This is a genomic window from Mycobacteriales bacterium, from assembly GCA_030697205.1.
Classification (GTDB): domain Bacteria; phylum Actinomycetota; class Actinomycetes; order Mycobacteriales; family SCTD01; genus JAUYQP01.
On the sequence record JAUYQP010000015.1, the window covers coordinates 117,023 to 138,567 of the forward strand.

27 protein-coding genes are annotated in these 21,545 nt (G+C 73.4%); 15 read left to right on the forward strand and 12 right to left on the reverse strand.

Annotation, left to right across the window (positions count from 1 at the left end):
• Nucleotides 1–70: 70 nt before the first annotated feature.
• From Q8R60_06010 to Q8R60_06020, 3 genes are read right to left on the reverse strand one after another with little or no spacing between them, the layout of a single operon-like run.
• The gene (locus Q8R60_06010) at nt 71–883 is read right to left on the reverse strand and encodes a rhomboid family intramembrane serine protease (protein MDP3712023.1); all 813 of its coding nucleotides are present in this window, start codon (nt 881–883) and stop codon (nt 71–73) included.
• Between the two features lie 10 nt (nt 884–893).
• A complete protein-coding gene (locus Q8R60_06015; GenBank protein MDP3712024.1) occupies nt 894–1,859 on the reverse strand; it encodes a zinc-binding dehydrogenase in 966 nt (321 codons plus the stop codon).
• A 25-nt stretch (nt 1,860–1,884) separates the two neighbouring features.
• Nucleotides 1,885–3,060, reverse strand: coding sequence for an NADP-dependent malic enzyme (locus tag Q8R60_06020; GenBank protein ID MDP3712025.1), 1,176 nt, complete (start codon nt 3,058–3,060; stop codon nt 1,885–1,887).
• A gap of 222 nt (nt 3,061–3,282) precedes the next feature.
• Here Q8R60_06020 and rfbC point away from each other — a divergent pair, with 222 nt between their 5' ends.
• The 4 genes from rfbC (at nt 3,283) to Q8R60_06040 (ending at nt 6,377) form a co-directional block, all read left to right on the forward strand.
• Nucleotides 3,283–3,882, forward strand: a complete 600-nt coding sequence (gene rfbC / locus Q8R60_06025) for a dTDP-4-dehydrorhamnose 3,5-epimerase (GenBank protein MDP3712026.1) — start codon at nt 3,283–3,285, stop codon at nt 3,880–3,882.
• Nucleotides 3,879–4,913, forward strand: coding sequence for a PQQ-binding-like beta-propeller repeat protein (locus tag Q8R60_06030; GenBank protein ID MDP3712027.1), 1,035 nt, complete (start codon nt 3,879–3,881; stop codon nt 4,911–4,913). The genes rfbC and Q8R60_06030 overlap by 4 nt, the downstream gene beginning before the upstream one ends.
• A gap of 64 nt (nt 4,914–4,977) precedes the next feature.
• Nucleotides 4,978–6,093: an exo-alpha-sialidase gene (locus tag Q8R60_06035; protein MDP3712028.1), complete on the forward strand. Its 1,116-nt coding sequence runs from the start codon at nt 4,978–4,980 to the stop codon at nt 6,091–6,093.
• Complete coding sequence (locus tag Q8R60_06040; protein ID MDP3712029.1) at nt 6,090–6,377, forward strand: hypothetical protein; 288 nt, start codon at nt 6,090–6,092, stop codon at nt 6,375–6,377. Before Q8R60_06035 ends, Q8R60_06040 begins: the two co-directional genes overlap by 4 nt.
• Nucleotides 6,378–6,383: 6 nt before the next feature.
• Here Q8R60_06040 and Q8R60_06045 read toward each other — a convergent pair whose 3' ends face one another.
• The 3 genes from Q8R60_06045 to Q8R60_06055 are packed head-to-tail and all read right to left on the reverse strand — an operon-like array spanning nt 6,384 to nt 7,381.
• Entirely contained in the window at nt 6,384–6,779 is a 396-nt protein-coding gene (locus Q8R60_06045) for a type II toxin-antitoxin system VapC family toxin (protein MDP3712030.1), read from the reverse strand.
• Nucleotides 6,776–7,024 carry a type II toxin-antitoxin system prevent-host-death family antitoxin gene (locus tag Q8R60_06050; GenBank protein MDP3712031.1) on the reverse strand — a complete coding sequence of 83 codons (249 nt, stop codon included), beginning with the start codon at nt 7,022–7,024 and terminating at the stop codon, nt 6,776–6,778. Before Q8R60_06050 ends, Q8R60_06045 begins: the two co-directional genes overlap by 4 nt.
• Before the next feature lie 42 nt (nt 7,025–7,066).
• The gene (locus Q8R60_06055) at nt 7,067–7,381 is read right to left on the reverse strand and encodes a S24 family peptidase (GenBank protein MDP3712032.1); all 315 of its coding nucleotides are present in this window, start codon (nt 7,379–7,381) and stop codon (nt 7,067–7,069) included.
• A 38-nt stretch (nt 7,382–7,419) separates the two neighbouring features.
• Here Q8R60_06055 and sodN point away from each other — a divergent pair, with 38 nt between their 5' ends.
• The 4 genes from sodN (at nt 7,420) to Q8R60_06075 (ending at nt 10,203) form a co-directional block, all read left to right on the forward strand.
• Complete coding sequence (gene sodN, locus Q8R60_06060; protein ID MDP3712033.1) at nt 7,420–7,821, forward strand: superoxide dismutase, Ni; 402 nt, start codon at nt 7,420–7,422, stop codon at nt 7,819–7,821.
• A gap of 75 nt (nt 7,822–7,896) precedes the next feature.
• A complete protein-coding gene (locus Q8R60_06065; protein ID MDP3712034.1) occupies nt 7,897–8,481 on the forward strand; it encodes a histidine phosphatase family protein in 585 nt (194 codons plus the stop codon).
• The gene (locus Q8R60_06070; protein MDP3712035.1) at nt 8,478–8,951 is read left to right on the forward strand and encodes a GNAT family N-acetyltransferase; all 474 of its coding nucleotides are present in this window, start codon (nt 8,478–8,480) and stop codon (nt 8,949–8,951) included. The genes Q8R60_06065 and Q8R60_06070 overlap by 4 nt, the downstream gene beginning before the upstream one ends.
• 106 nt (nt 8,952–9,057) lie before the next feature.
• Complete coding sequence (locus Q8R60_06075) at nt 9,058–10,203, forward strand: NDMA-dependent alcohol dehydrogenase (GenBank protein ID MDP3712036.1); 1,146 nt, start codon at nt 9,058–9,060, stop codon at nt 10,201–10,203.
• Here Q8R60_06075 and Q8R60_06080 read toward each other — a convergent pair.
• The 3 genes from Q8R60_06080 to Q8R60_06090 form a co-directional block, all read right to left on the reverse strand.
• Nucleotides 10,200–10,508, reverse strand: coding sequence for a CrcB family protein (locus Q8R60_06080; GenBank protein MDP3712037.1), 309 nt, complete (start codon nt 10,506–10,508; stop codon nt 10,200–10,202). The two genes, Q8R60_06075 and Q8R60_06080, sit on opposite strands and share 4 nt — an antisense overlap.
• A complete protein-coding gene (locus tag Q8R60_06085) occupies nt 10,505–10,837 on the reverse strand; it encodes a CrcB family protein (GenBank protein ID MDP3712038.1) in 333 nt (110 codons plus the stop codon). The genes Q8R60_06080 and Q8R60_06085 overlap by 4 nt, the downstream gene beginning before the upstream one ends.
• A gap of 183 nt (nt 10,838–11,020) precedes the next feature.
• Nucleotides 11,021–12,871 (reverse strand): TIGR03767 family metallophosphoesterase, encoded by a 1,851-nt coding sequence (locus Q8R60_06090; protein MDP3712039.1) that lies wholly within the window; start codon nt 12,869–12,871, stop codon nt 11,021–11,023.
• Nucleotides 12,872–13,124: 253 nt separating this feature from the next.
• Here Q8R60_06090 and Q8R60_06095 point away from each other — a divergent pair, with 253 nt between their 5' ends.
• Together Q8R60_06095 and Q8R60_06100 are read left to right on the forward strand one after the other, a co-directional pair.
• Nucleotides 13,125–13,556, forward strand: coding sequence for an anti-sigma regulatory factor (locus Q8R60_06095; GenBank protein ID MDP3712040.1), 432 nt, complete (start codon nt 13,125–13,127; stop codon nt 13,554–13,556).
• A complete protein-coding gene (locus tag Q8R60_06100; protein ID MDP3712041.1) occupies nt 13,553–14,431 on the forward strand; it encodes an RNA polymerase sigma factor SigF in 879 nt (292 codons plus the stop codon). Before Q8R60_06095 ends, Q8R60_06100 begins: the two co-directional genes overlap by 4 nt.
• Nucleotides 14,432–14,458: 27 nt before the next feature.
• Here Q8R60_06100 and Q8R60_06105 read toward each other — a convergent pair whose 3' ends face one another.
• Nucleotides 14,459–14,839: a hypothetical protein gene (locus Q8R60_06105; GenBank protein MDP3712042.1), complete on the reverse strand. Its 381-nt coding sequence runs from the start codon at nt 14,837–14,839 to the stop codon at nt 14,459–14,461.
• A gap of 40 nt (nt 14,840–14,879) precedes the next feature.
• Here Q8R60_06105 and Q8R60_06110 point away from each other — a divergent pair, with 40 nt between their 5' ends.
• The 3 genes from Q8R60_06110 to Q8R60_06120 all read left to right on the forward strand — a co-directional run bounded on the left by Q8R60_06110 (nt 14,880) and on the right by Q8R60_06120 (nt 16,587).
• Nucleotides 14,880–15,800: a diacylglycerol kinase family protein gene (locus Q8R60_06110; protein MDP3712043.1), complete on the forward strand. Its 921-nt coding sequence runs from the start codon at nt 14,880–14,882 to the stop codon at nt 15,798–15,800.
• A gap of 329 nt (nt 15,801–16,129) precedes the next feature.
• A complete protein-coding gene (locus tag Q8R60_06115; GenBank protein MDP3712044.1) occupies nt 16,130–16,372 on the forward strand; it encodes a WhiB family transcriptional regulator in 243 nt (80 codons plus the stop codon).
• A gap of 2 nt (nt 16,373–16,374) precedes the next feature.
• Nucleotides 16,375–16,587 carry a hypothetical protein gene (locus Q8R60_06120; protein MDP3712045.1) on the forward strand — a complete coding sequence of 71 codons (213 nt, stop codon included), beginning with the start codon at nt 16,375–16,377 and terminating at the stop codon, nt 16,585–16,587.
• 6 nt (nt 16,588–16,593) lie between these two features.
• Here the strand turns inward: Q8R60_06120 and Q8R60_06125 are convergent, their stop codons facing one another.
• On the reverse strand, nt 16,594–18,063 hold the full coding sequence (locus Q8R60_06125; GenBank protein MDP3712046.1) for a histidine kinase N-terminal domain-containing protein: 1,470 nt from the start codon (nt 18,061–18,063) through the stop codon (nt 16,594–16,596).
• Between the two features lie 25 nt (nt 18,064–18,088).
• Here Q8R60_06125 and bioA point away from each other — a divergent pair, with 25 nt between their 5' ends.
• On the forward strand, nt 18,089–19,411 hold the full coding sequence (gene bioA, locus Q8R60_06130) for an adenosylmethionine--8-amino-7-oxononanoate transaminase (GenBank protein MDP3712047.1): 1,323 nt from the start codon (nt 18,089–18,091) through the stop codon (nt 19,409–19,411).
• Here the strand turns inward: bioA and Q8R60_06135 are convergent.
• Nucleotides 19,330–20,232 carry an EamA family transporter gene (locus tag Q8R60_06135; GenBank protein ID MDP3712048.1) on the reverse strand — a complete coding sequence of 301 codons (903 nt, stop codon included), beginning with the start codon at nt 20,230–20,232 and terminating at the stop codon, nt 19,330–19,332. The genes bioA and Q8R60_06135 overlap by 82 nt on opposite strands.
• Before the next feature lie 206 nt (nt 20,233–20,438).
• Here Q8R60_06135 and Q8R60_06140 point away from each other — a divergent pair.
• The coding region (locus Q8R60_06140; GenBank protein MDP3712049.1) for an 8-amino-7-oxononanoate synthase at nt 20,439–21,545 on the forward strand (1,107 nt) is incomplete at its 3' end.

Sequence of the window (21,545 nt, forward strand, 5' to 3'; positions counted from 1 at the left end):
TGGCGATCACGCCCGCGGGCGCACGCTCGCATGATCGCCACGTCCCGCAGGAGATCGGTCCCGCCGCTGATCAGCGGCGGGCGTAGGGGCCGTAGCGGGCCTGGAGCTCGCGGGGGTGGGCCGTCCCGCGCAGCCTCCACACCAGCGCCGCCCCGACAAGGAAGCCGAGCACGTGCGCGAGGTAGGCGACCCCGCTGCCCTGCGCCAGACCGGCCCCTCGGGCGTAGAGGTACTGCAGGACGAACCACGAGCCGAGCACGAGCCAGGCGGGCAGCTTGACCGGCAGGAAGAAGAAGAACGTGAGCAGCGACCAGACGCGGGCCCGTGGGAAGAGCACTAGGTAGGCGCCGAGCACCCCCGCGATCGCCCCGGACGCACCGACCAGCGGCGTGTCCGCACCCGCGTCGGCGAGCGCGAAGCCGTAGGTCGCGGCGTAGCCGCACAGCAAGTAGAAGCCGAGGTAGCGCAGCCGCCCGAGCCGGTCCTCGACGTTGTTGCCGAAGACGTAGAGGAACAGCATGTTGCCCAGCAGGTGCAGCCAGCCGCCGTGCACGAACATCGCGGTGAGCACCGACAGCACTGGCGACTTGTCGTAGGGCGGCGGCTCGGCGGCGGTGCAGGTGAGCTGGTCGCCGCGGATGGCCGCCGGCCCGTCGACCACGACCTGGGTGGGCGCGTCGTTGCCGATGACCTGGTCGGGCACCGCGGCCCAGTGGTCGAGGTAGCCCAGCACCTCGCACTGCCGGGCGGCCGAACCGTCGCCCAGCAGTGGCGCCAGCGCCAGTGGGCTGAGGACGAAGACGACGACGTTGACCAGCAGCAGCGCGTAGGTGACGACGGGTGTGCGGCGTACGGGGTTCTTGTCGTGGACGGGCAGCACCACAGCGAGGCTCCTACGTGGTCAGGACGAGCTTGCCGAAGACGTCCCCACCCGCGAGCCGCTCAAAAGCGGTCCGGGCCTGCGGCAGCGGCAGCTCGGCGTCAACGACCGGCCGCACACCGGTGGCGTCGCACATCGCCAGCAGCGACCTCAGCTCGCCGAGCGTCCCCATCGTGGAGCCGATGACCCGCAGCTGCAGGAAGAACAGCCGGTTGAGGTCGGCCGAGGGGTCGGGCCCGGACGTGGCCCCCGAGACCACCAGCGTGCCTCCCGGCCGCAGCGCCCGCATCGAGTGCGACCAGGTCGCCTTGCCGACGGTCTCGATGACCGCGTCGACCCGCGACGGCAGCCGGGCACCCGACTCGAAGACCTCGTGCGCACCGAGCGCCAGCGCCCGCGCGCGCTTGTCCTCGTCGCGACTGGTCGCCCAGACGACGAGCCCCGCGGCCCGGGCAAGGGCGATCGCGGCCGTTGCGACCCCGCCGCCGGCGCCCTGCACGAGGACGGTCTGGCCGGGCTGGACAGCCGCGTTGGTGAAGAGCATCCGGTACGCCGTGAGCCACGCGGTCGGCAGGCACGCGGCCTCCGCGAAGGACAGCCCGGCAGGCTTCGGGACCAGGTTGCGACGCGGCACGACGACCTGCTCCGCGAGGGTCCCCTGGTGGACCTCAGAGAGGATCGAGCGCTTCGGGTCGAGGGTCTCGTCACCGGCCCAGTCGGGGTCACCGACGAGGCCGTGCACGACGACCTCGGTGCCGTCGTCGGTCACCCCTGCCGCGTCGCAGCCCAGCACCATCGGCAGCCGCTCGGGCGGCAGGCCGACGCCCTTGAGCGACCACAGGTCGTGGTGGTTGAGCGACGCGGCCCGCACGTGGACGCGGGCCCAACCGTCGGGCACGTCCGGGTCGGGCACCTCCCCGACGGTCAGGCCGGACAGCGGGTCGTCGAGGGACTGGGAGGTGCAGGAGGCGGCGAGCACGACAGCGACAGTACGACGGACGCGGTCAGCGCCGAGCGACCCCTGCCGCCCGGGCGGCTGCGGCCACCGCGTCGGCGACAGCCGGGGCGACCCGCGGGTCGAAGACCGACGGGATGACGTACTCCGCCGACAGGTCGTCGTCGCTGACCACCGCGGCGAGCGCCTCGGACGCGGCGAGCTTCATCGACTCGGTGACCCGCGTCGCCCGGACGTCCATGGCACCCTTGAAGACACCCGGGAAGGCCAGCACGTTGTTGATCTGGTTCGGGAAGTCGCTGCGGCCGGTCGCGACGACGCGGGCACCTGCTGCGTGGGCGACGTCGGGCAGCACCTCCGGGACCGGGTTGGCCATCGCGAAGACGAAGGAGTCCGCGGCCATCGACGAGACGGCCTCCGGCGCGATCGTCCCGCCGGACAGCCCGATGAGGACGTCGGCGCCGCGCAGCGCCTCGACGAACGACCCAGAGAGGCCGGCCCGGTTGGACTGCTCGGCCATCTCCCGCTTGGAGTCGTTGAGGTTACCGCGCCCGACGTGCACGATGCCCTTGCTGTCGGCGACGGCCAGGTCACCGATGCCGGCCTCGAGGATCATCCGCGACACCGCGATGCCCGCTGCGCCGGCGCCGGAGACGACGACGCGCAGGTCCGACAGCGACCGTCCGGTGAGCTTGGCGGCGTTGCGCAGCGCGGCCAGGGTGACGATCGCCGTGCCGTGCTGGTCGTCGTGGAAGACCGGGATGTCGAGCCGGTCCTGCACCCGTCGCTCGACCTCGAAGCAGCGCGGGGCGCTGATGTCCTCGAGGTTGATGCCGCCGAAGGCCGGGGCCAGCCGCACGATCGTCTCGACCAGCTCGTCGAGGTCGGTGACGTCGAGGCAGATCGGCACGGCGTCGATGCCGCCGAAGTGCTTGAACAGCAGCGCCTTGCCCTCCATCACGGGCAGACCGGCGACCGCGCCGATGTCACCGAGGCCGAGGACCGCGGTGCCGTCGGTGACGACTGCGACCGTGCGCGACTTCCAGGTGTAGTCGTAGGCGAGGTCGGGGTCCTCGGCGATGGCCGTGCAGATCTTCGCAACACCGGGGGTGTAGGCCAGCGAAAGGTCGTCGCGGTTCTCCAGCGGCACGGTGAGGCTGATCTCGATCTTGCCGCCGCGGTGCAGCGCGAAGGCAGGGTCGACGTCGCGCGGGTGGGTCGTCACGGTCGGGCGGCTGTCCTGGCTGGGCACGGACAGGGCCTCCAGCTGTGCGGTCACGGGGAAGGGCTCCAGAGTCGGGGGAACGGCGGACGTGCGACGGGACGGGCGTCGCGAGCGGGTCCGCTCGTCGCACCGTGCGCCGTCGTCCGGGGGTCACCCGAGGCGGACTTCATCGTCCCACAACGCGTCCGCACCGCACCCGCAACCCCCCGCTAGGGTCGTCGCGTGCAGGTCGACGAGCTGAAGGTCCCGGGGTCCTACGTCTTCACGCCGAAGCAGTGGCCCGACCCGCGAGGCGTCTTCCTCGAGTGGTTCAAGGCGCCGGTCTTCACCGAGGCCGTCGGCCACCCGCTGACGGTGAAGCAGGCCAACCACTCGGTCAGCCAGAAGGGCACGCTGCGCGGCGTCCACTTCGCCGACGTCCCGCCCGGCCAGGCGAAGTACGTCTACTGCACCCGCGGCGCCGTCCTCGACGTCGTCGCCGACATCCGGGTCGGCTCGCCGACCTTCGGCGTCGTCGACAGCGTCCGGCTCGACGACGTCGACCGGCGCGCGATCTACCTGCCCGAGGGCATGGGCCACGCCTTCCTCGCCCTCACCGACGACGCCAACGTCACCTACCTGTGCAGCGAGCCCTACAACCCGGGCGGCGAGCACGGCATCCACCCGCTCGACCCCGAGCTCGGACTCCCCTGGCCCGACGACGTCGAGCACCTGCTGTCGGACAAGGACGCCGCCGCGCCCACGCTCGCCGAGGCCCGTGCCTCCGGACTGCTCCCGTCGTACGACGAGTGCCTGGCCTTCACCGAGTCGCTCCGGTCATGAGGCACGTCGCCGCCGCGTTGCTCCTGCTCGGAGCGGTCGCGTGCGGCGACGGGTCCGTCGGCGCGGTCAGCGAGCAGCCGCGCACGGTGCTGCAGGTCCGCGACGCCGACGACGGCGCGGTCCTGCGCGAGGTCGAGCTCGAGGCCACTGCCGGTGCTACCGAGCCGGTGCTGGCGAGTGACGTGGTCCTCGTCGCGACCGGTGCGGGACTGACCGCCTTCGACCTCGCGAGCGGCGAGCGCCGCTGGACCGAGGCGGGGGCGCGGCTGCCCGCCGCGGTCGTGGGCGATGTCGTGGTCGTGGCCCGCGCGGGCGGCCTCACGACCCGGCGCACGACCGGTGAGGTCCTGTGGTCGCGCGACACCCGAGGGCAGGTGGTGCAGGCGTGGGAGGACCAGGGGACGGTGCTGCTCGACGACGGCGGCGCGGTCTCGCTGCTCGACCCCGAGACGGGCACGGCCCGGTGGACGACGCGGCTCGACTGCCGACCGGACGGAAACAGCAGCGTCGTGTCGGGCACCCACGCACTGGTGGGGTGCGGCGCGTCCGACGGAAGCGGGCTGTTGACCGCGCTGTCGCTGTCCGACGGCGCGGTCGCGTGGACGTGGGAGTCGACGGGCAGCATCAGCCGGTCGGCGGCGGCCGGCGAGCACCCCGCGGTCCTCGTGGACGGCGTCGCCTACGGGCTCGACCCGGTGACGGGGCGCGAGCGCTGGCACACCCCCACCGACAGCTCCCCGCAGCGCTACGCGCCGCTGCTCGACAGCGACCGCACCACTGGGTTCCTCCGCGACCCCGTGACGGGCTCGCGCAGCGCAGGCTCGGTGCCGGTCTCCTACGGGCTGACTGCGCACGAGGGCGTGCTGTTCGGGGGCGACGGCGAGACCCTGCGAGCCGTCCAGGCCGGCGACGGCGACGAGCGTTGGACCAGCCCGCTCGTCCGCGGACCGCGCCCGATCACCTACCTCGACGCCGACGACGACCACGTCGTCTCGGTCACGGGCGTAGGACAGGAGGAGTACCGCGACTGACCGATGAGCCCGGCTCTTGCGTGACCTCCCCACATCGACGAGGTTGCGAGAAGGAGGTGGCGCCATGCCGGGTGTCAGGGTCTTGGTCGGGACGCGCAAGGGGGCGTTCGTGCTCACCAGCGACGAGGGGCGGCGTGACTGGGTCATCAGCGGGCCGCACTTTGCGGGCTGGGAGGTCTACCACCTCGCCGGCTCACCGGTGGACCCCGACCGGCTCTGGGCGTCGCAGTCCGGCGACTGGTTCGGCCAGGTCCTGCAGGCCTCGCGCGACGGCGGCGCGACGTGGGACCCGGTCGGCAACGATCTGGCCTACGCCGGTGACCCCGGCAGTCGCAAGGACTACGACGGCACGCCGAAGCCGTTCGCGTTCACGCGGGTCTGGCACCTCGAGCCGTCGCTGTTCGACGCCGACACCGTCTACGCCGGGGTCGAGGACGCCGCCCTCTTCCGGTCCGGCGACGCGGGGGCGTCCTGGACCGAGCTGCCCGCGCTCCGCCAGCACCCGAGCGCACCGGAGTGGCAGCCGGGCGCCGGCGGCCTGTGCCTGCACACGATCCTCCAGCACCCGACGGACCCGCAGCGGCTGTTCACCGCAATCAGCGCCGCCGGGGCCTTCCGCACCGACGACGGCGGGCAGTCCTGGCTGCCGATCAACAAGGGCCTGCTGTCGGGCGAGATCCCGGAGCAGGAGGCCGAGGTCGGCCACTGCGTGCACAAGCTCGCGATGCACCCCGACCGCCCGGACACGCTGTTCATGCAGAAGCACTGGGACGTCATGCGCACCGACGACGCCGGCGGGCAGTGGACCGAGGTCAGCGGCGACCTGCCGACCGACTTCGGCTTCGCGATCGACGTGCACGCCCACGAGCCGGAGACCGTCTTCGTCGTACCCATCACCAGCGACTACCTGCACGTGACCCACCAGGGACGACTGCGGGTCTACCGCAGCCGCACGGGCGGCGGGGAGTGGGAGCCGCTGACGAAGGGCCTGCCGCAGGAGAACTGCTTCGTCAACGTCCTGCGCGACGCGATGGCCGTCGACCGGCTCGACGAGTGCGGGGTCTACGTCGGGACCACGGGTGGCCAAGTCTACTGCTCGCCCGACGGGGGCGACTCGTGGGATGCGATCGCGATGCACCTGCCGGCGGTGCTGTCGGTCGAGGTGCAGACGCTGCCATGACGCGGGTCGTGCTGCCCTACCACCTGAAGTCGCTCGCGAAGGTCGACGGAGAGGTCACGGTCGAGGGCTCGACGGTTGCCGAGGTCGTCGACGCGCTCGAGGCCGCCTACCCGGCCCTGCGCGGCACGATCCGCGACCCGGCGACCGGGCTGCGCCGCGCGTTCGTGCGGATCTACGCCTGCGAGGAGGACCTGTCGCACCAGCCCGTCGACGACCCTCTGCCCGACGCCGTCCTCGACGGTCGCGAGCCCGTCCTCGTCATCGGCGCGATGTCCGGCGGTTGAGCAGCCTCAGACGCCCCGCACCTCGACCAGGCCCTCAAGCCCGGCCAGGTCCACGGCGTTGCGCGTCAGCAGCGGCAGGTCGTGGGTCAGGGCGATGGCCGCGATCATCAGGTCGAGCGCGCGCGGCCGGTGGGAACGGCCTGCATCGGCGACCGCTGCGACCACCTGCCCGTAGCCGCGGGCCGCGGCGCGGTCGAAGTCGAGGGGCTCGAACAGGGACTCGACCTCCTGCAGCCGCGTCAGTCGTCGGGCGCGCTCAGCCGCCGTCCTGGCCAGGTGCGGCCCGGTCGCGAGCTCGGCGACCGTGATCGTCGACACCGACACCTCGTCGGGGAGGGCCGCTGCGACCTCGGGGAGGTCCCAGTCGATGACGACCGAGGTGTCGAGCAGCCCAGCGGTCACAGGCCCGGGTCGACGATCGCGTCCAGCTCCGACCGCCACGCCCGGCGGTCCAGCGGGCGCGCCGTGGCCAGTGCAGCCAGCAGCTCGGCGCGAGGCACGCGGGTCCTGCGGCCAGCGACCACCGGCCTCAGCTCGGCCACTGGCGTGCCGTTGCGCGTCACGAGGAAGCTCTCGCCCGCCACCACCGCGGCGAGGACCTTGCCGCTGTCGTTGCGCAGGTCCCGTTGCGCGATCACCTTCGTCATGCCTCAGCGTAGCACTCGCTGCTACAGCGCGCTACGCAGCATCTACTCCACGCGGCGGGGCGGCCAGGGGCGGTAGCGCCAGACGACCACGCCCTCGACGTCACCCACCCCGCGCGTCACGCCGTGCCCCTCGACGGCCGGGTTCTCCGACTCGAGCTGCCATCCGCCGTCGGCCCTGGCGACGGCCCGCTTCACGACCAGCCGGTCCGGCAGCTCGCGGAAGCGGGCCACCACGACGTCACCCTCGGCGACCTGCCCTCGACGCCGCACCAGCACGCTGTCGCCGTCGGCGAGAACGGGGAGCATGGAGGGCCCGGAGACGACCGCCCGGTGCCACCGAGCCTTCGAGTAGCGCACCTCAGTAGTGTCGGGGACAGCCGACGAAAGGACCTCTCATGCGCTTCCTCAGCAAGCTGGTCGTCTCCGCCCACTGCGACGTGCCGTGCGGTATCTACGACCCCTCCACCGCGCAGATCGCGGCCAAGACGGTCAAGGCGATGTACGACAAGTTCGCCGCCGTGACCGGTGACGACGACAAGGCTCTCAACTCCAAGACCCGCATGGTGCTGGTCAAGGAGGAGCACGCCCAGAAGGTCAAGGACGAGCTGCTCATCCTGTGGACGGACTACTTCAAGCCCGCCCACGAGGAGGCTCACCCCGGCCTCGGTGAGAAGATCAAGGCCGCCTGCAACACCGCGTCGAAGGCCAAGCAGGAGTTCGACCCGGCCCACGCCGACACCCTGATCACCCAGGTCGACGAGATCGCCGAGATCTTCTGGGCGACCAAGAAGGCCTAGCTCCAGCCCCGTACGCCGCACGCGGCCCGGCACCCCCACGGGTGCCGGGCCGTTGCCGTCTGCGAGCCTTCCCCCGTGGGCGACCTGCTGTTGGTGAGGCACGGCGAGACCGCGTGGTCACGCGCGCACAAGCACACCGGCCGCACGGACCTCCCCCTGACCGAGCGCGGCGAGGCGCAGGCCCGGTCGCTCGCCGGACTGCTCGTCGCGGGCACCCGCTGCGTCACGTCGCCGCTGGTGCGGGCCCGCCGAACCGCTCTGCTGGCAGGCTTTCCCGACGCCGAGGTCGACGGCGACCTCGTCGAGTGGGACAACGGTGACTACGAATCGCGCACCACCGCCGAGATCCGCGCGGAGCGGTCGGGCTGGTGGATCTGGACCGACCCGCCGCCCGGCGGTGAGTCCGCCGCCGACGTCGAGCTCCGGTGCCGGCGCACCCTCGCGCGGGTCGCGCCGCTGCTGGACGAGGGCGACGTCGTGCTGTTCGGGCACGGCCACTCGTTGCGCGCGCTCGCCGGCACCTGGGTCGGCTGGGGCGCCGTCGGCGGCGCGGCCTTCACGATGGACGCCGGGTCGGTGAGCACCCTGGGCACCTATCGCGACCACCCAGTTGTCATGAGGTGGAACGACACGTCAAGCCACCCCCCGGAGGACCTGTGAGCATCCGCCCGGCCACGCCCGCCGACGTCGAGGTCGTGCTGCAGCTCGTCCGCGAGCTGGCGGCCTACGAGCGCGCGCCCGACGCCGTCGAGGCCACCGCCTCGATGCTCCAGGAGGCGCTGTTCGGCCACTCCCCGGTGGCCAGCTGCCACCTTGTCGAGCTCGACGGCGAGGTCGTGGGCTTCGCGCTCTGGTACGTCACGTTCTCCACCTGGAAGGGCCTGCCCGGGCTCTGGCTCGAGGACCTGTTCGTCCGCCCCGAAGCCCGCGGGTCCGGTCTCGGCCGCGCCCTGCTCCAGACCCTCGCCGGCGTAGCCGTCGAGCGCGGCTACGCCCGGTTCGAATGGTGGGTGCTCGACTGGAACACCCCCGCGCAGGGCTTCTACGAGAGCCTCGGCGCGAAGCCCGAGGACGAGTGGACCGTCTGGCGCGTCGACGGCGATGCGCTCACCGCTCTCGCGGGCGCTTGACGCAGGAGCGTGCTGGCTGTCGACTCCGTGACGTGACCGCCGTCACGCGGTAGTTTCACGAGAACACGTTCTACTCACGACCGCATCACCACCCGAAGGAGTCTCGATGCAGACGCGCGCCGCCATCCTCTACGGCCCCCAGACCGAGTGGTCCGTCGAGGACATCGAGCTCGACCCGCCCAAGGCCGGCGAGGTGCTCGTCAAGCTGGCCGCCTCCGGGCTGTGCCACAGCGACGAGCACATGGTCACGGGCGACATGGTGCTGCCGCAGGACATCGCCGACTTCATGGGGCTGTCGCAGTTCCCCGTCATCGGCGGCCACGAGGGCGCCGGCGAGGTCATCGAGGTCGGCGAGGGCGTCACCGAGCTCGAGGTCGGCGACCACGTCGTCTTCTCCTTCATCCCGAGCTGCGGGAAGTGCAAGAGCTGCCGCATCGGCCAGTCGCACCTGTGCGACCTCGGCGCCTTCCTGCTCGGCGGCCGCCAGTTCACCGACCAGACGGCACGCCACCACACCAAGGACGGCAAGGACCTCGGCATCATGGTCGGCGTCGGCACCTTCTCGCCGTACTCCGTGGTCTCGACCCAGTCCTGCGTCAAGATCGACAAGGACATCCCGCTCGAGAAGGCCGCCCTCGTCGGCTGCGGCGTCACCACCGGCTGGGGCTCGGCCGTCAACGCCGCCGACGTCCAGCCCGGCGAGACCGTCGTCGTCTACGGCGTCGGCGGCATCGGCAACGCCGCCGTCCAGGGCGCGGCTCTCGCCGGCGCCCTCAACGTCGTCGTCGTCGAGCCGGTCGAGTGGAAGCGCGAGGCGATCCTCGCCTTCGGCGCGACCCACACCGCCGCCTCCCACGAGGAGGCGTTCTTCCTCGTCCAGGGCCTCACCGAGGGCCGGATGGCCGACAAGGCGATCCTCTGCGTCGGCACCGGCGAGGGCGGCCACGTCGCCCAGCTGATGTCCATCATCAAGAAGGCCGGACGCGCGGTCGTCACGTCGGTCACGCCGATGCTGGCCGAGGACGTCAAGCTCAACCTGTTCGAGTTCGCCATGCAGCGCAAGGAGCTCGTCGGCTGCATCTTCGGCAACGCCAACCCGGCGGTCGACATCCCCAAGCTGCTCGCCCTCTACAAGGCCGGCAAGCTCAAGCTCGACGAGATGGTGACCACCGAATACACCCTCGACGAGATCAACCAGGGCTACCAGGACATGCGCGACGGCAAGAACTTCCGCGGCCTGATCCGCTACTAGAGGCGCAGCCCGACCGCCGCGGCGGTCACGCAGAGGGCGAGGGTCGAGACCGCATAGACGGTCCGGCCCTCGCCCTCGCTGCTGTCCAGCGCGAAGGCCGAGAAGGTCGTGAACGCACCGCAGAACCCGGTGCCCAGCACGGCGTACGCCGAGGACGAGGCCCCCTGCGCGAGCAGCACGCCCAGCGCGAAGCTGCCCGCGACGTTGACCACCAGGGTGCCGCGCCGTCCGGGCAGGCGCTGCCCGACCAGCCACCGCGCGACGGCACCGAACGCGCCACCCAGGGCGACGAGCAGGGCGGTCACCGGCGGGCACCGAGCGCGAGGCCGAGCCGGCACAGGGCGACACCGCCGACCACGCTGATCGCCAGGTAGACGATGTTGGCCGGTTCCTCGGAGGAGGCCACGTCGACCGCGACCGCGCTCATCGTCGTGAAGCCGCCGAGGACGCCTGTGCCGAGAAAGGCCCGCGCCCGGTCGGTGGGTCGCCGCGCGACGAGCAGACCGATGAGCAGGCAGCCGGACAGGTTGACCAGCAGCGTCGCGGGCCGCGCCGTCGGGGCGGACTCGAGCACGGCGTACCTCGCCAGCGACCCCAGCGCCCCACCCAGGACCACGAGCGCGACGATTCCCACCCCACCACTGTCCCCCTTGTACGCCGCTGTCGGCCCCACAACCCCGCCTGTGCGCTCGTGTCGGCCCCACAACCCCGCCTGTGCGCCCGTGTCGGCGCTACGGCCCTCCGTAGCGCCGACAACGGCGCACAAGCGGGGGAGGACGGTGGGGGTGCGGCCCGGGCGTGGGGCGTGGGGCCGGGGTCAGGCGTCGGGCGCGGGGTCGGGGCGGCGGGCGCGCAGGGCCAGGCCGGCGGCGAGGGCGGCCGCACCAGCCGCCGCCAGGGCGTCGCGGCCACCGGTCGCGGGCAGCAGGCCGGGGATGTCAGCGACGACGGTGTCGGGCCGGGCGGGGGCGGTCGGAGTGGTCGACAGCGCGAAGGGGGCGGCCACGACGAGCTCGACGTTGCGGTCCTCGACCGCGCCGCGGCGGCCGTCACCGCGCCCCTGCCAGTCGTTGGCGGCCAGCTCACGGGCCAGCGAGGCCAGGGCCTGCGGGGAGTCGAGGCGCCCGGCGTAGGCCAGCGGCGCGGCGGCGTCGACGATCGTGCCGAAGACCGACAGGGTGCCATCGCGGTTGTCGAGCAGCTCGAGCACACGGGCCTGCGCGGGCCAGTCGACGTGGGACGCGGTGCTGATCTCCCAGAAGCCCCCTCCGCCGGGCCGCAGGTGCGCGCGGACCTCGTTGCGGTGGGTGTGGCCGTCGACCCAGAGCACGAGCGCGGGGGCGACGAGCAGCGCGTCGAGGATCTGGGCGCCGAGCACCCGCAACTGCGGGTCATCGACGAAGGTGATCGGGTTCTCCAGCGACTGGCTGGTGTGGTGGCTGAAGAGCAGCGCCACCTTGCGCTCCGACTCCGCCCGCGCCAGCTCGGCCTGCAGCCAGGCGAACTGCTCGGCGTCGAGCGAGCCGTCGGCGTAGCCGTTGGGGTTGCAGGTGTCCATGACGATGCCGCGCACCGACGGGTGCGGGTCGAAGACGTAGTGGGCGGTGCCCGCGGCGACGTTGGCCGCGGTGTAGCCGTGACCGAGCGGCAGCCCGCCGGTGGTGAAGTGCTCCTTCACCGACTCCGTGCGGCTGATGACCGCGCGCATCGGGTCCGGCGTGACCTGCCGGGCCGGTGCGGCGGCCAGCGCGGCCGCCGCGGCCGGGTCGCCCTTGCGCAGGTCGTCGATCGACACACCGGCCGGCAACGACGTGACCTTCAGCGGCCCGACCGCGATCTGGCCGAGCTGGATCGACACCGGGAAGTTGCCCTGGACGAGCCCGTCGTGGTTGCCGAAGCAGGTGTACCAAGGGATCGACAGGCCTTTCGGCGTGAAGGCGCGGCGGGAGGCGTCGAGCAGGCCCGGCACGGTCGGGAAGCCGTAGAGCCGACGGGCGTTGTCGTCGGCCGCGAGGGGCCCTGCCCCCGGGGGCGTCCCGTCGGGGTGCCAGTAGTGGATGTCGTAGTCGTCCGGGGAGGCATCCGCCACCGACTCGGTCCGCGCGGGGTCGCCGGAGTCCGGGGTGAAGCGGGTCCCGTCGAGGACGTCGATCTGCCAGCGCAGCTCGTTGCGCTGGCAGTTGTCGTTGTTGTCGCCCGTACAGATCGCGAAGTCGAGGCGCCGCCCGGACACCGGGCCGACCCGCACGTCCTCGACCGCCTGCACGATGGCGTCCGCGACCTGGGTGGTCAGCATCTCCTGCGGGCGGTAGGCCGCCGAGAAGATCAACGCCGTCTGCGGGTCGTCGTCGTAGCGGTCGGTGTACTCCACCCGGGCCGGCGACTGCGCGTCGATGACGTGGATGTCGGTGAGGTGCGCCAGCGCCAGCAGCGGGCGCCGGCGGCCGGCCCGCCCGGCCCGGGCCTTCGTGCCGAGGTCCTCGCGCAGCAGGTGCGGCTCGCCCGGCCCGGAGACGACCCGGACGTAGCCCTGGGCGTTTACGGCCGGTCCGCGCAGGACGGTGCTGTCCAGTGTTGTCCCCTGCGGCCGCAGGGGCACGGCCGCGTCGGCGCGAGACGGGAACGCCGTCGCCCCGAGCACGGGCGCCGCCGCAGCGGCCTTCAGCACCGTCCGTCGTGTCGCCCGCACGTGTCCGCCCTTCGTCCACTCCCCGGTCGGGCACCGTTGCCCCCGGGTGCCGCCAGTGTTCACCACCAGGGCCCGCTTCGTGCGGCACAGATCTCGCTCGGCCAGGTGTGGCGACCCGCAAAGGGGGCATGCTGACGTCGACGGGGCGCGTGCCCGGTCGCCCTGGCGCGCTCAGGGCCAGTCGTGCGACCCCGGTGACGCGGGGTCGGTAGGAGGGGGCATGACGGACGGCATGAGTAGCCCAGCGAGCCAGACGAGCGGACCCGCGCCCACCGGCGCGACCCGCGACGTCGTCACCCTGCGACTGCCCGCCGCCGGCGCCTACCTGTCGGTGCTGCGCACCGCGACGGCGAGCCTCGCCTCGCGCCTCGACTTCACCATCGACGACATCGAGGACCTGCGGATCGCGGTCGACGAGGCCTGCGCGATGCTGCTGTCCCAGGCGGTGCCGGGCGCCGACCTCGAGTGCAGCTTCGAGCTGACCCGCGACGCGATCGCCGTCTCGGTGACCGTCCTGACGCTGTCGGGCCAACAGCCCTCCCGCGACACCTTCGCGTGGACCGTCCTCACCGCGCTGGCCGGCGAGGTCGACAGCTCGGTCGACGCCGACGAGCGCGTGACGATCTCGCTGCGCAAGCACCGCGACGAGCAGGCCCCGGCATGACGGGCAGCCAGACGAGCACCGATCCCGTGACCGACGAGACCGTCCTCCCCGTGCAGCCCGACGGCAGCGACGAGCCGCCCACGCAAGCCCCGGTGGAGACCCGCAGCGAGCGCCAGCTCGCCGACCGCGCGCGCGCCCGCGAGCAGTTCGCCGAGCTCGCCGCACTCGAGCCCGACGACTCGCGCCGTGCCCGCATCCGCGACGAGCTGGTCGAGGCCCACCTGCCGCTGGTGGAGTACCTCGCCCGCCGCTTCCGCAACCGCGGCGAGCCGCTCGACGACCTCATCCAGGTGGCGACGATCGGCCTGATCAAGTCGGTCGACCGCTTCGACCTCGAGCGGGGGGTGGAGTTCTCGACGTACGCCACTCCGACCATCGTCGGCGAGATCAAGCGGCACTTCCGCGACAAGGGCTGGGCGATCCGCGTCCCGCGACGCCTGCAGGAGCTCAAGCTCAGCCTGAGCAAGGCGACCTCCGAGCTGTCGCAGAAGAACGGCCGCTCCCCCACCGTCGCCGAGCTCGCGGCCCACCTCGGCCTCACCGAGGAGGAGATCCTCGAGGGCCTCGAGTCGGCCAACGCCTACTCCGCGGTGTCGCTCGACGCCCCCGACGGCGGCGACGAGGACTCCCCCGCGGTCGCCGACTCGCTGGGCATGGTCGACGACGCGCTCGAGGGCGTGGAGTACCGCGAGTCGCTCAAGCCGCTGCTCGAGAAGCTGGCGCCGCGCGAGAAGAAGATCCTCATGCTGCGCTTCTTCGGCGGCATGACCCAGTCGCAGATCGCCGGCGAGCTCGGCATCAGCCAGATGCACGTCTCCCGGCTGCTCGCCCGCACTCTCGCCCAGCTCCGCGAGGGCCTGCTCAGCGAGGACTGACAGGCTCCTACGCCGGACGCGCGGCCGTCAGTTCCCGCGTCGGTCGAAGGCGAGCCGGGCCTCGGGCGTGGCGAGCTGGTAGAGCACCGTGCCGGCCAGGCCCAGCACGACCGCGGCCAGCCACCAGACGCCGTTCTGGGCGAGCCCGATCCCGGCCGGCAGGGCCAGCAGCTGGACGGTCACCGCGGGCGAGCGGGACCAGCCGCGCTCGGCGGCGACGGCACGCCCGAGCAGGAGCAGGGCGACCCCCAGCGCAACGACCATGGCCGCCTCGGCGAAGGTGAAGGCCCGGTCGTCGGGGTCCCCGACGACGCCCGCGATGCCGAAGGCGACGCCGAGCAGGGACAGCGCGGCGCCTTCCAGGGCGAGCAGGACGGCGGCGAGGCGGACGGGCCCGGGCATCGGCACAACGCCAGGCTAGCCAGGTCGCGCCGGTTACCCTGTGTCGATGCGCGCGCTGCTGGTCGTGAACCCCAAGGCCACCGCCACGAGCGCCCGCACCCGCGACGTGCTCGCCCACGCGCTCGCCAGCGAGACCCGCCTCGAGGTCGTCGAGACCAAGGCCCGCAACCACGCGACCGAGCTCGCGCGGCAGGCCACCGAGGACGGCCTCGACGTCGTCGTGGCGCTCGGCGGTGACGGCACCGTCAACGAGGTCGTCAACGGGCTGCTCCACGACGGACCGGGGCCGCGGGTTCCCGCGCTCGCCGTCGTGCCCGGCGGCTCCACCAACGTCTTCGCACGTGCCCTCGGCCAGCCCGGCACGGCGGTCGAGGCCACCTCCGACCTGCTCGAGGCCATCCGCCTCGACCGGCGCCGCACGATCGGGCTGGGCCTCGCCGACGAGCGCTGGTTCACCTTCTGCGCCGGCCTCGGTCTCGACGCCGAGGTGGTGCGCCGCGTCGAGCACCGGCGCGGCCACGGCAAGCGGGCCACGCCCCAGCTGTTCGTGCGCGAGGCGCTCGTGGAGTTCTTCCGCGGCACCGACCGGTCACTGCCGCCGCTACGCCTGGTCCGTGACGGCGTCGAGACCGAGACCCTCGGCCTCGCCCTGGTCTGCAACACCTCGCCCTGGACCTATCTGGGCGCGCGCCCCGTCGTCCCGTGCCCCGACGCGTCGTTCGAGACCGGCCTCGACGTGTTCGGTCTGCGCACCCTCGGCACCGTGGGCACGCTGCGCCACCTGCGCCAGATCCTCGCCACCGGCGTGCGGCCCCGCGGGAAGGCGCTGCTGGCCCTGCACGACCTCGACGCGTTCACCGTGGCCGCCGACCGGCCACTGCCCCTGCAGGTCGACGGCGACGACCTCGGCGACCGCTCCGCGGTGCGCTTCACCGCCGTCCGCGACGCCCTGCAGGTTCTCGTCTGAACCCGTAGGAGTGAACCGCGTCACTCGGGGGAGGATCGCGATCACGACGTTCCGACCCGGGACGTGACGAAGGCGACACCCTGGAGGGCGCTGTGCCTGCGCGCATCGCTTGCCAGCGTGCAGCCCCGGTGCAACGCTGGCCGCACGTTCAGAACGCGGTTCGGTCCACGCTCGTCGTGGACGTCGTGACGCATGGGGGTTAGCCTCCGCTCGCCCGCAGCGCCATGATCCCGAAGCACCCGCACGAGCACCCTGCCGCAGCCGGCGACGGGGTGAGGAGCGCCGGATCCTCCCCCGAGGACCGGTCGCCAACGAAGGAGTTGGATCGCATGGACTGGCGCCACCGCGCGCTCTGCCGTGACGAGGACCCGGAGCTGTTCTTCCCGATCGGGACGACCGGGCCAGCGGCAGCGCAGGTCGACGAGGCCAAGGCCGTCTGCCGACGCTGCTCGGTCGTGGAGGACTGCCTGACCTGGGCGATCGAGTCCGGCCAGGACGCGGGCGTCTGGGGCGGCACCGACGAGGACGAGCGCCGCGCGCTCACTCGCCGCACCCGCGCCCACACGGCCTGAGCATGCCCACCCGGGAGCGCTGGACCTCCCCGCCGGTCGTCGCCCGTGAGGCGGCACCGGCGTGGCTGCCCGTCTGGCGCTTCCGGCTGCTCGCCCTGGCGCTGCTGGCGGTGTTCGTCTGGGTCCTCTACCTCGTCGTCCAGCGCGTCAACGGCGCCAACGCCCAGGACCCCGACTTCGAGGCGCTCGCCGTGCTGGTCGCCGCCCTGCGCTGACCGGACTCAGTCCGGGGCTGGCTCCACAAGGGGTACGACGAGGCGCGCCTGCGTCCCGACCTCGCCCGGCACGAGCTCGAGCGTCCCCCGCAGCTCGCCGTCGACGAGGGTGCGCACGATCTGCAGGCCCAGCCGTGGCGAGCCGAGCAGGTCGAAGCCCTCGGGCAGGCCGGTGCCGTCGTCGGCCACGACGACCTCGAGCCGCCCGGGCACCCGGGTCACGAGCACCTCCACGACGCCGGCCCGACCGGCGAAAGCGTGCTCGACGGCGTTCTGGACGAGCTCGGTGAGCACCATCGACAGCGGCGTCGCCACCTCGGCGGTCAGCACACCGAAGCTCCCCCGGCGTACGACCCGGACCTGCGACTCGGGGGCCGCCACCTCGGCGCACATCGCGAGGACGGTGTCGGCGATGCCGTCGAAGGCGACCGACTCGTCGAGCGCGCGCGACAGCGTCTCGTGGACGACCGCGATCGACGCGACCCGGCGCACCGACTCCTCCAGCGCCGCCCGGGCCGCGGGGTCGGTCATGCGACGGGCCTGCAGCCGCAGCAGGGCGGCGACGGTCTGCAGGTTGTTCTTCACCCGGTGGTGGATCTCGCGGATGGTCGCGTCCTTGCCCATGATCTGGCGGTCGCGGCGACGCACTTCGGTGACGTCACGCAGGAGCACGACGGCTCCCCGCAGCTCGCCGCCCGGCACGAGCGGCAGGGCACGGAGCAGGACCGTCGTACCCCTGCCCTCGACCTCGGACTCGCGCGGCTCGCGGAAGCGCAGGACCGCGGCCACGGCGGCGGACCCGCGCGGCTCGTCGAGGCCCGGGCCGGCCGACAGCCGGCTGATGGTGTGGCCCAGGTGGGCGCCGATGAGGTCGCCGGTGACCCCCAGGCGGCGCGAGGCCGACAGGGCGTTGGGGCTCGCGTAGACGACGTGGCCGGTGCGGTCCAGGCGCAGGAAGCCGTCGCCGACGCGCGGGCTGCCCTCGGGGTCGGGGGCGTGGCTGAAGGGGAACGAGCCCTCGCTGACCATCTGCAGCAGCTCGCCGGCCGCGGTGAGGTAGGTCAGCTCCAGCTGCGACGGCATCCGGGCCGATGCCAGGTTGGTGTCGCGCGACAGCACCGCGATCGTGCGGTCGCCGTCACGGACCGGGACGGCCTCTTGGCGGACCGGGACCTTGTGGCGCCACTCCGGCTCGCCCTCGCGCACGATCCGGCCGTCGCGCCACGCGCGCTCCACCCGGTCCGGTGTCGCGAGCTCGCTGCCGACGACATCGTCGGGGTAGGCCGTCGGGCCGGTCGTCGGCCGCATGTGGGCCACCGCGAGCCAGCCGCCCTCGCGCGTGCGGCACCACAGCACGAGGTCGGCGAAGGACAGGTCTGCCACGAGCTGCCACTCGCCGACCAGCCGGTGGAGGCGGTCGACGTCGGCGGGCCCGAGGTCGGTGCGGGCGCGCACCAGGTCCGCGAGGGTCGACACGACCGCGAGCCTAGAGTCGCGGGTCGTGACCCTCGTGGAGCGCGACCTCGCCGCCGTCTGGCACCCCTTCACCCAGCACGCCCTGTGGCCGACTGACGAGCCCCTCGTGATCGACCGCGCCGAGGGCCGCTACCTCTGGACCACCGACGGCCAGCGGCTCTTCGACGGCGTCTCCTCGCTGTGGGTCACGGTCCACGGCCACCGAGAGCCGGCGCTCGACGAGGCCGTGCGCACCCAGCTCGACAAGGTCGCGCACTCGACCTTCCTGGGGCTCACCCACGAGCCGGGGATCGAGCTCGCGGAGGAGCTGCTGCGGACCGCGCCGTGGGCGGGGAAGGTCTTCTTCGCCGGCGACGGGTCGTCCGCCGCGGAGGCCGCGGTGAAGATGGCCTACCAGGCGGCGGTGCAGCGCGGCGAGCACCGGCCGCGGGTGGTCGGGCTGCGTGAGGGCTACCACGGCGACACCCTCGGGGCGGTCTCCGTCGGGCAGAGCGACCTCTTCCACGGGGCCTACGGACCGCTGCTGCTCGACGTCCACCACGCCGGCTCCCCGGGGGTCCGGGCTCCCGGCCAGACGGCGGTCGAGCGGGCCGAGGAGGTCCTGTCCGAGCTGGGCGCCTGGATGGACGAGCACGGCTCCGAGGTCTGCGCTGTCGTCGTCGAGCCGCTGGTGCAGGCGGCCTCGGGGATCCTCACCCACGACCCCTCCTTCCTGCGCGGCGCGCGGGCGTTGTGCGACGCCCACGGAGCCCTGCTCGTCGTCGACGAGGTCGCGACCGGCGTCGGCGCGACCGGCACCTTCTGGGCGGTCGAGCAGGCCGGCGTGGCCCCCGACCTGCTGGCCTGCGGCAAGCGCGTGACCGGTGGCTACCTGCCGCTGTCGGCGGTCCTCGCGACGGACGCCGTCTACTCCGCCTTCCTCGGCGACGCGACGTCGGGACGGACCTTCTTCCACGGCCACACCTACACCGCCAACCCGCTGTCGTGCGCGGTCGCCCTGGCCAACCTGCGACTCATGGACGCGCGCGGGACGGTGGCGCACGCCGCCTCGCTCGGGCGTCGCCTGGGGGAGGGGCTCGCGTCGCTGACTTTGGAGGACGGGGCGGTGGAGGTACGCCGGATCGGCACGATGACCGGGATCGAGCTCGCTCCGCTCGCTGGGGAGGACCGGGTGGGTCTGCGGGTGTGCCGACTGGCCCGCGACCGCGGCGTGCTGATCCGCCCGCTCGGGCCGGTCGTCGTGCTGATGCCCCCGCTGGGCTCGACCTACGACGAGGTGGACGAGCTGACCGAGGTCGTGGCGTCCTGCGTGCGAGACGTGCGGGTCGGGCGCGCCCCCGCGAGGTAGGCGCCGCCGAGCACCAGCCCGAGGCCGGTCGCCGTGGAGGCCACGATCCGCTCGTCGAGCAGCAGCGCGCCGTAGCCGACCGCGAAGACCGGCGCGAGGTAGGTGACGAGCAGGCTCTTCGTCGGGCCGACGGTCGCGACGAGGCGGTAGAAGAGCACGAACGCGACGCCGGTGCCCAGGACGCCGAGGGCCGCGACCGAGGCCACTGTCTCGACGTCGGGGGCGCGCGTCGGCAGGTCCAGCAGCGCGAGCGGGAGCAGCAGCAGCGCGCTCGTCGTCATCGTCCCGGACAGCGTCGCGAGCCGCGGCAGGTCGGCGAAGGACCGGGCCAGCCAGGCCGCCCCGACGGCGTAGCCCAGCGCCGCGAGCACGACCAGGAGGGCGCCCTTCAGCCCGCCGTCACCGGCCGCGGTGGCGTCGAGCCCGAGCAGCAGGGCCACGCCGACGAAGCCCACTGCCACACCGGCGAGCTGGACGGGGGTGCTCGCCCCTCGGGTGATGAGCGCGGAGAAGACCGGGGTCGCCGCGACCAGGGTCCCGGCGAGCGCGCTGGGGATGTCCTGCTCGCCGACCGCTATGAGCAGCAGCGGGGCGCCGAGCTGGACGACGCCGAGCGCGGTGACCGCCCTGAGCCGCCCCCTGAGCCTGCTCAGCACCCGCTCACGGGCGGCCATCGCGACGACGACGGCCGCACCGAGGGCGAGCCGCAGGAAGGTGATGACCGAGGGCCCGAGGTCCTCCAGGGCGACGGCGATGAAGAGGTACGACGAACCCCACGTGGCGGCGAGCAGCAGGAGCACGGTGAAGGAGCGGCGGTCCACAGGGCCATCCTCGCGGTCGGGGCGGTCGGGTCGCCGCGGCAGGGCCGACACCCGCCGCGTGCTTCCTGCCAGAACACCGCGCGGCCGCGCCGGGTTGCACCCCGTGCCTCCTGCCCATCCACCGCGCGGCCGCGCCGGGTTGCGCCCCGTGCCTTCTGCCCATCCACCGCGCGGCCGCGCCGGGTCGCGTCGGTAGCGTCGTGACCGTGAGCGACGCGCTGGGGTGGCTGGTCGACGCGGCCGCGCGCCGCACCGAGGCCGGCCTGCACCGCGTCCTGCGTCCGCGGGCCGCCGGCGACGCCCTGCTGGACCTCGCCTCCAACGACTACCTCGGGCTCGCCCGCCACCCTGCAGTCGTCGAGGCCGCCGTCGCCGCCCTGCGCGACTTCGGTGCCGGCTCGACCGGCTCGCGGCTCGTCACCGGCTCCACCTCGCTGCACGACGCGTTGGAGCAGGCGCTGGCGGCCCACGTCGGCACGGCCGAGGCGCTGGTCTTCTCCTCCGGCTACCTCGCCAACCTCGGCGCCGCCGCGGCCCTCGCCGGCCCCGGCACCCTTGTGGTCAGCGACGAGAGCAACCACGCCTCCCTGGTCGACGCCTGCCGCCTCTCACGGGCCCGCGTCGTCGTCGTGCCACACGCCTCGGTGACCGCGGTCGAGGAAGCACTGCGTGGTCGCGCCGAGGAGCGGGCTCTCGTCGTCACCGACACCGTCTTCTCGGTCGACGGCGACGTCGCCCCGCTGGCCGAGCTCCACGACGCCTGCCGCCGGCACGGTGCGGCGCTGCTCGTCGACGACGCCCACGGGCTCGGCGTCGTGGGGCCGCTCGGCGCGGGTGCTGCCGCGACCGCCGGCCTCGCGGGCGAGCCGGACGTCGTCGTGACCGTCACGCTGTCGAAGTCGCTCGGATCGCAGGGCGGCGCCGTGCTCGGTCCCGCCGGGCTGCGCGACCACCTCGTCGACACCGCCAGGGCCTTCGTCTTCGACACCGGGCTCGCTCCGTCGGCGGCGGCCGCGGCGCTCGCGGCCCTGCGCCTCGTGGACGCCGACCGGGTGAGCGCGCTGCGGCGTACGTCGTGGTCCCTGGCCGACGCCCTCGGGGTCGCCCGCACCGCGGGTGCCGTCGTGCCGCTGCCCGTCGGCAACCCGCATCGGGCGGTGGCCGCGCAGGCGCTGTGCCGCTCCGAGGGCGTGTCCGTCGGCTGCTTCCGCCCGCCGTCGGTGCCTGCCGGCCGCTCCTGCCTGCGCCTCACCGCCCGCGCGGCCCTGTCCGACGCCGAGGTCACCCGCGCCGCCGAGACCGCCCTGCGCGCC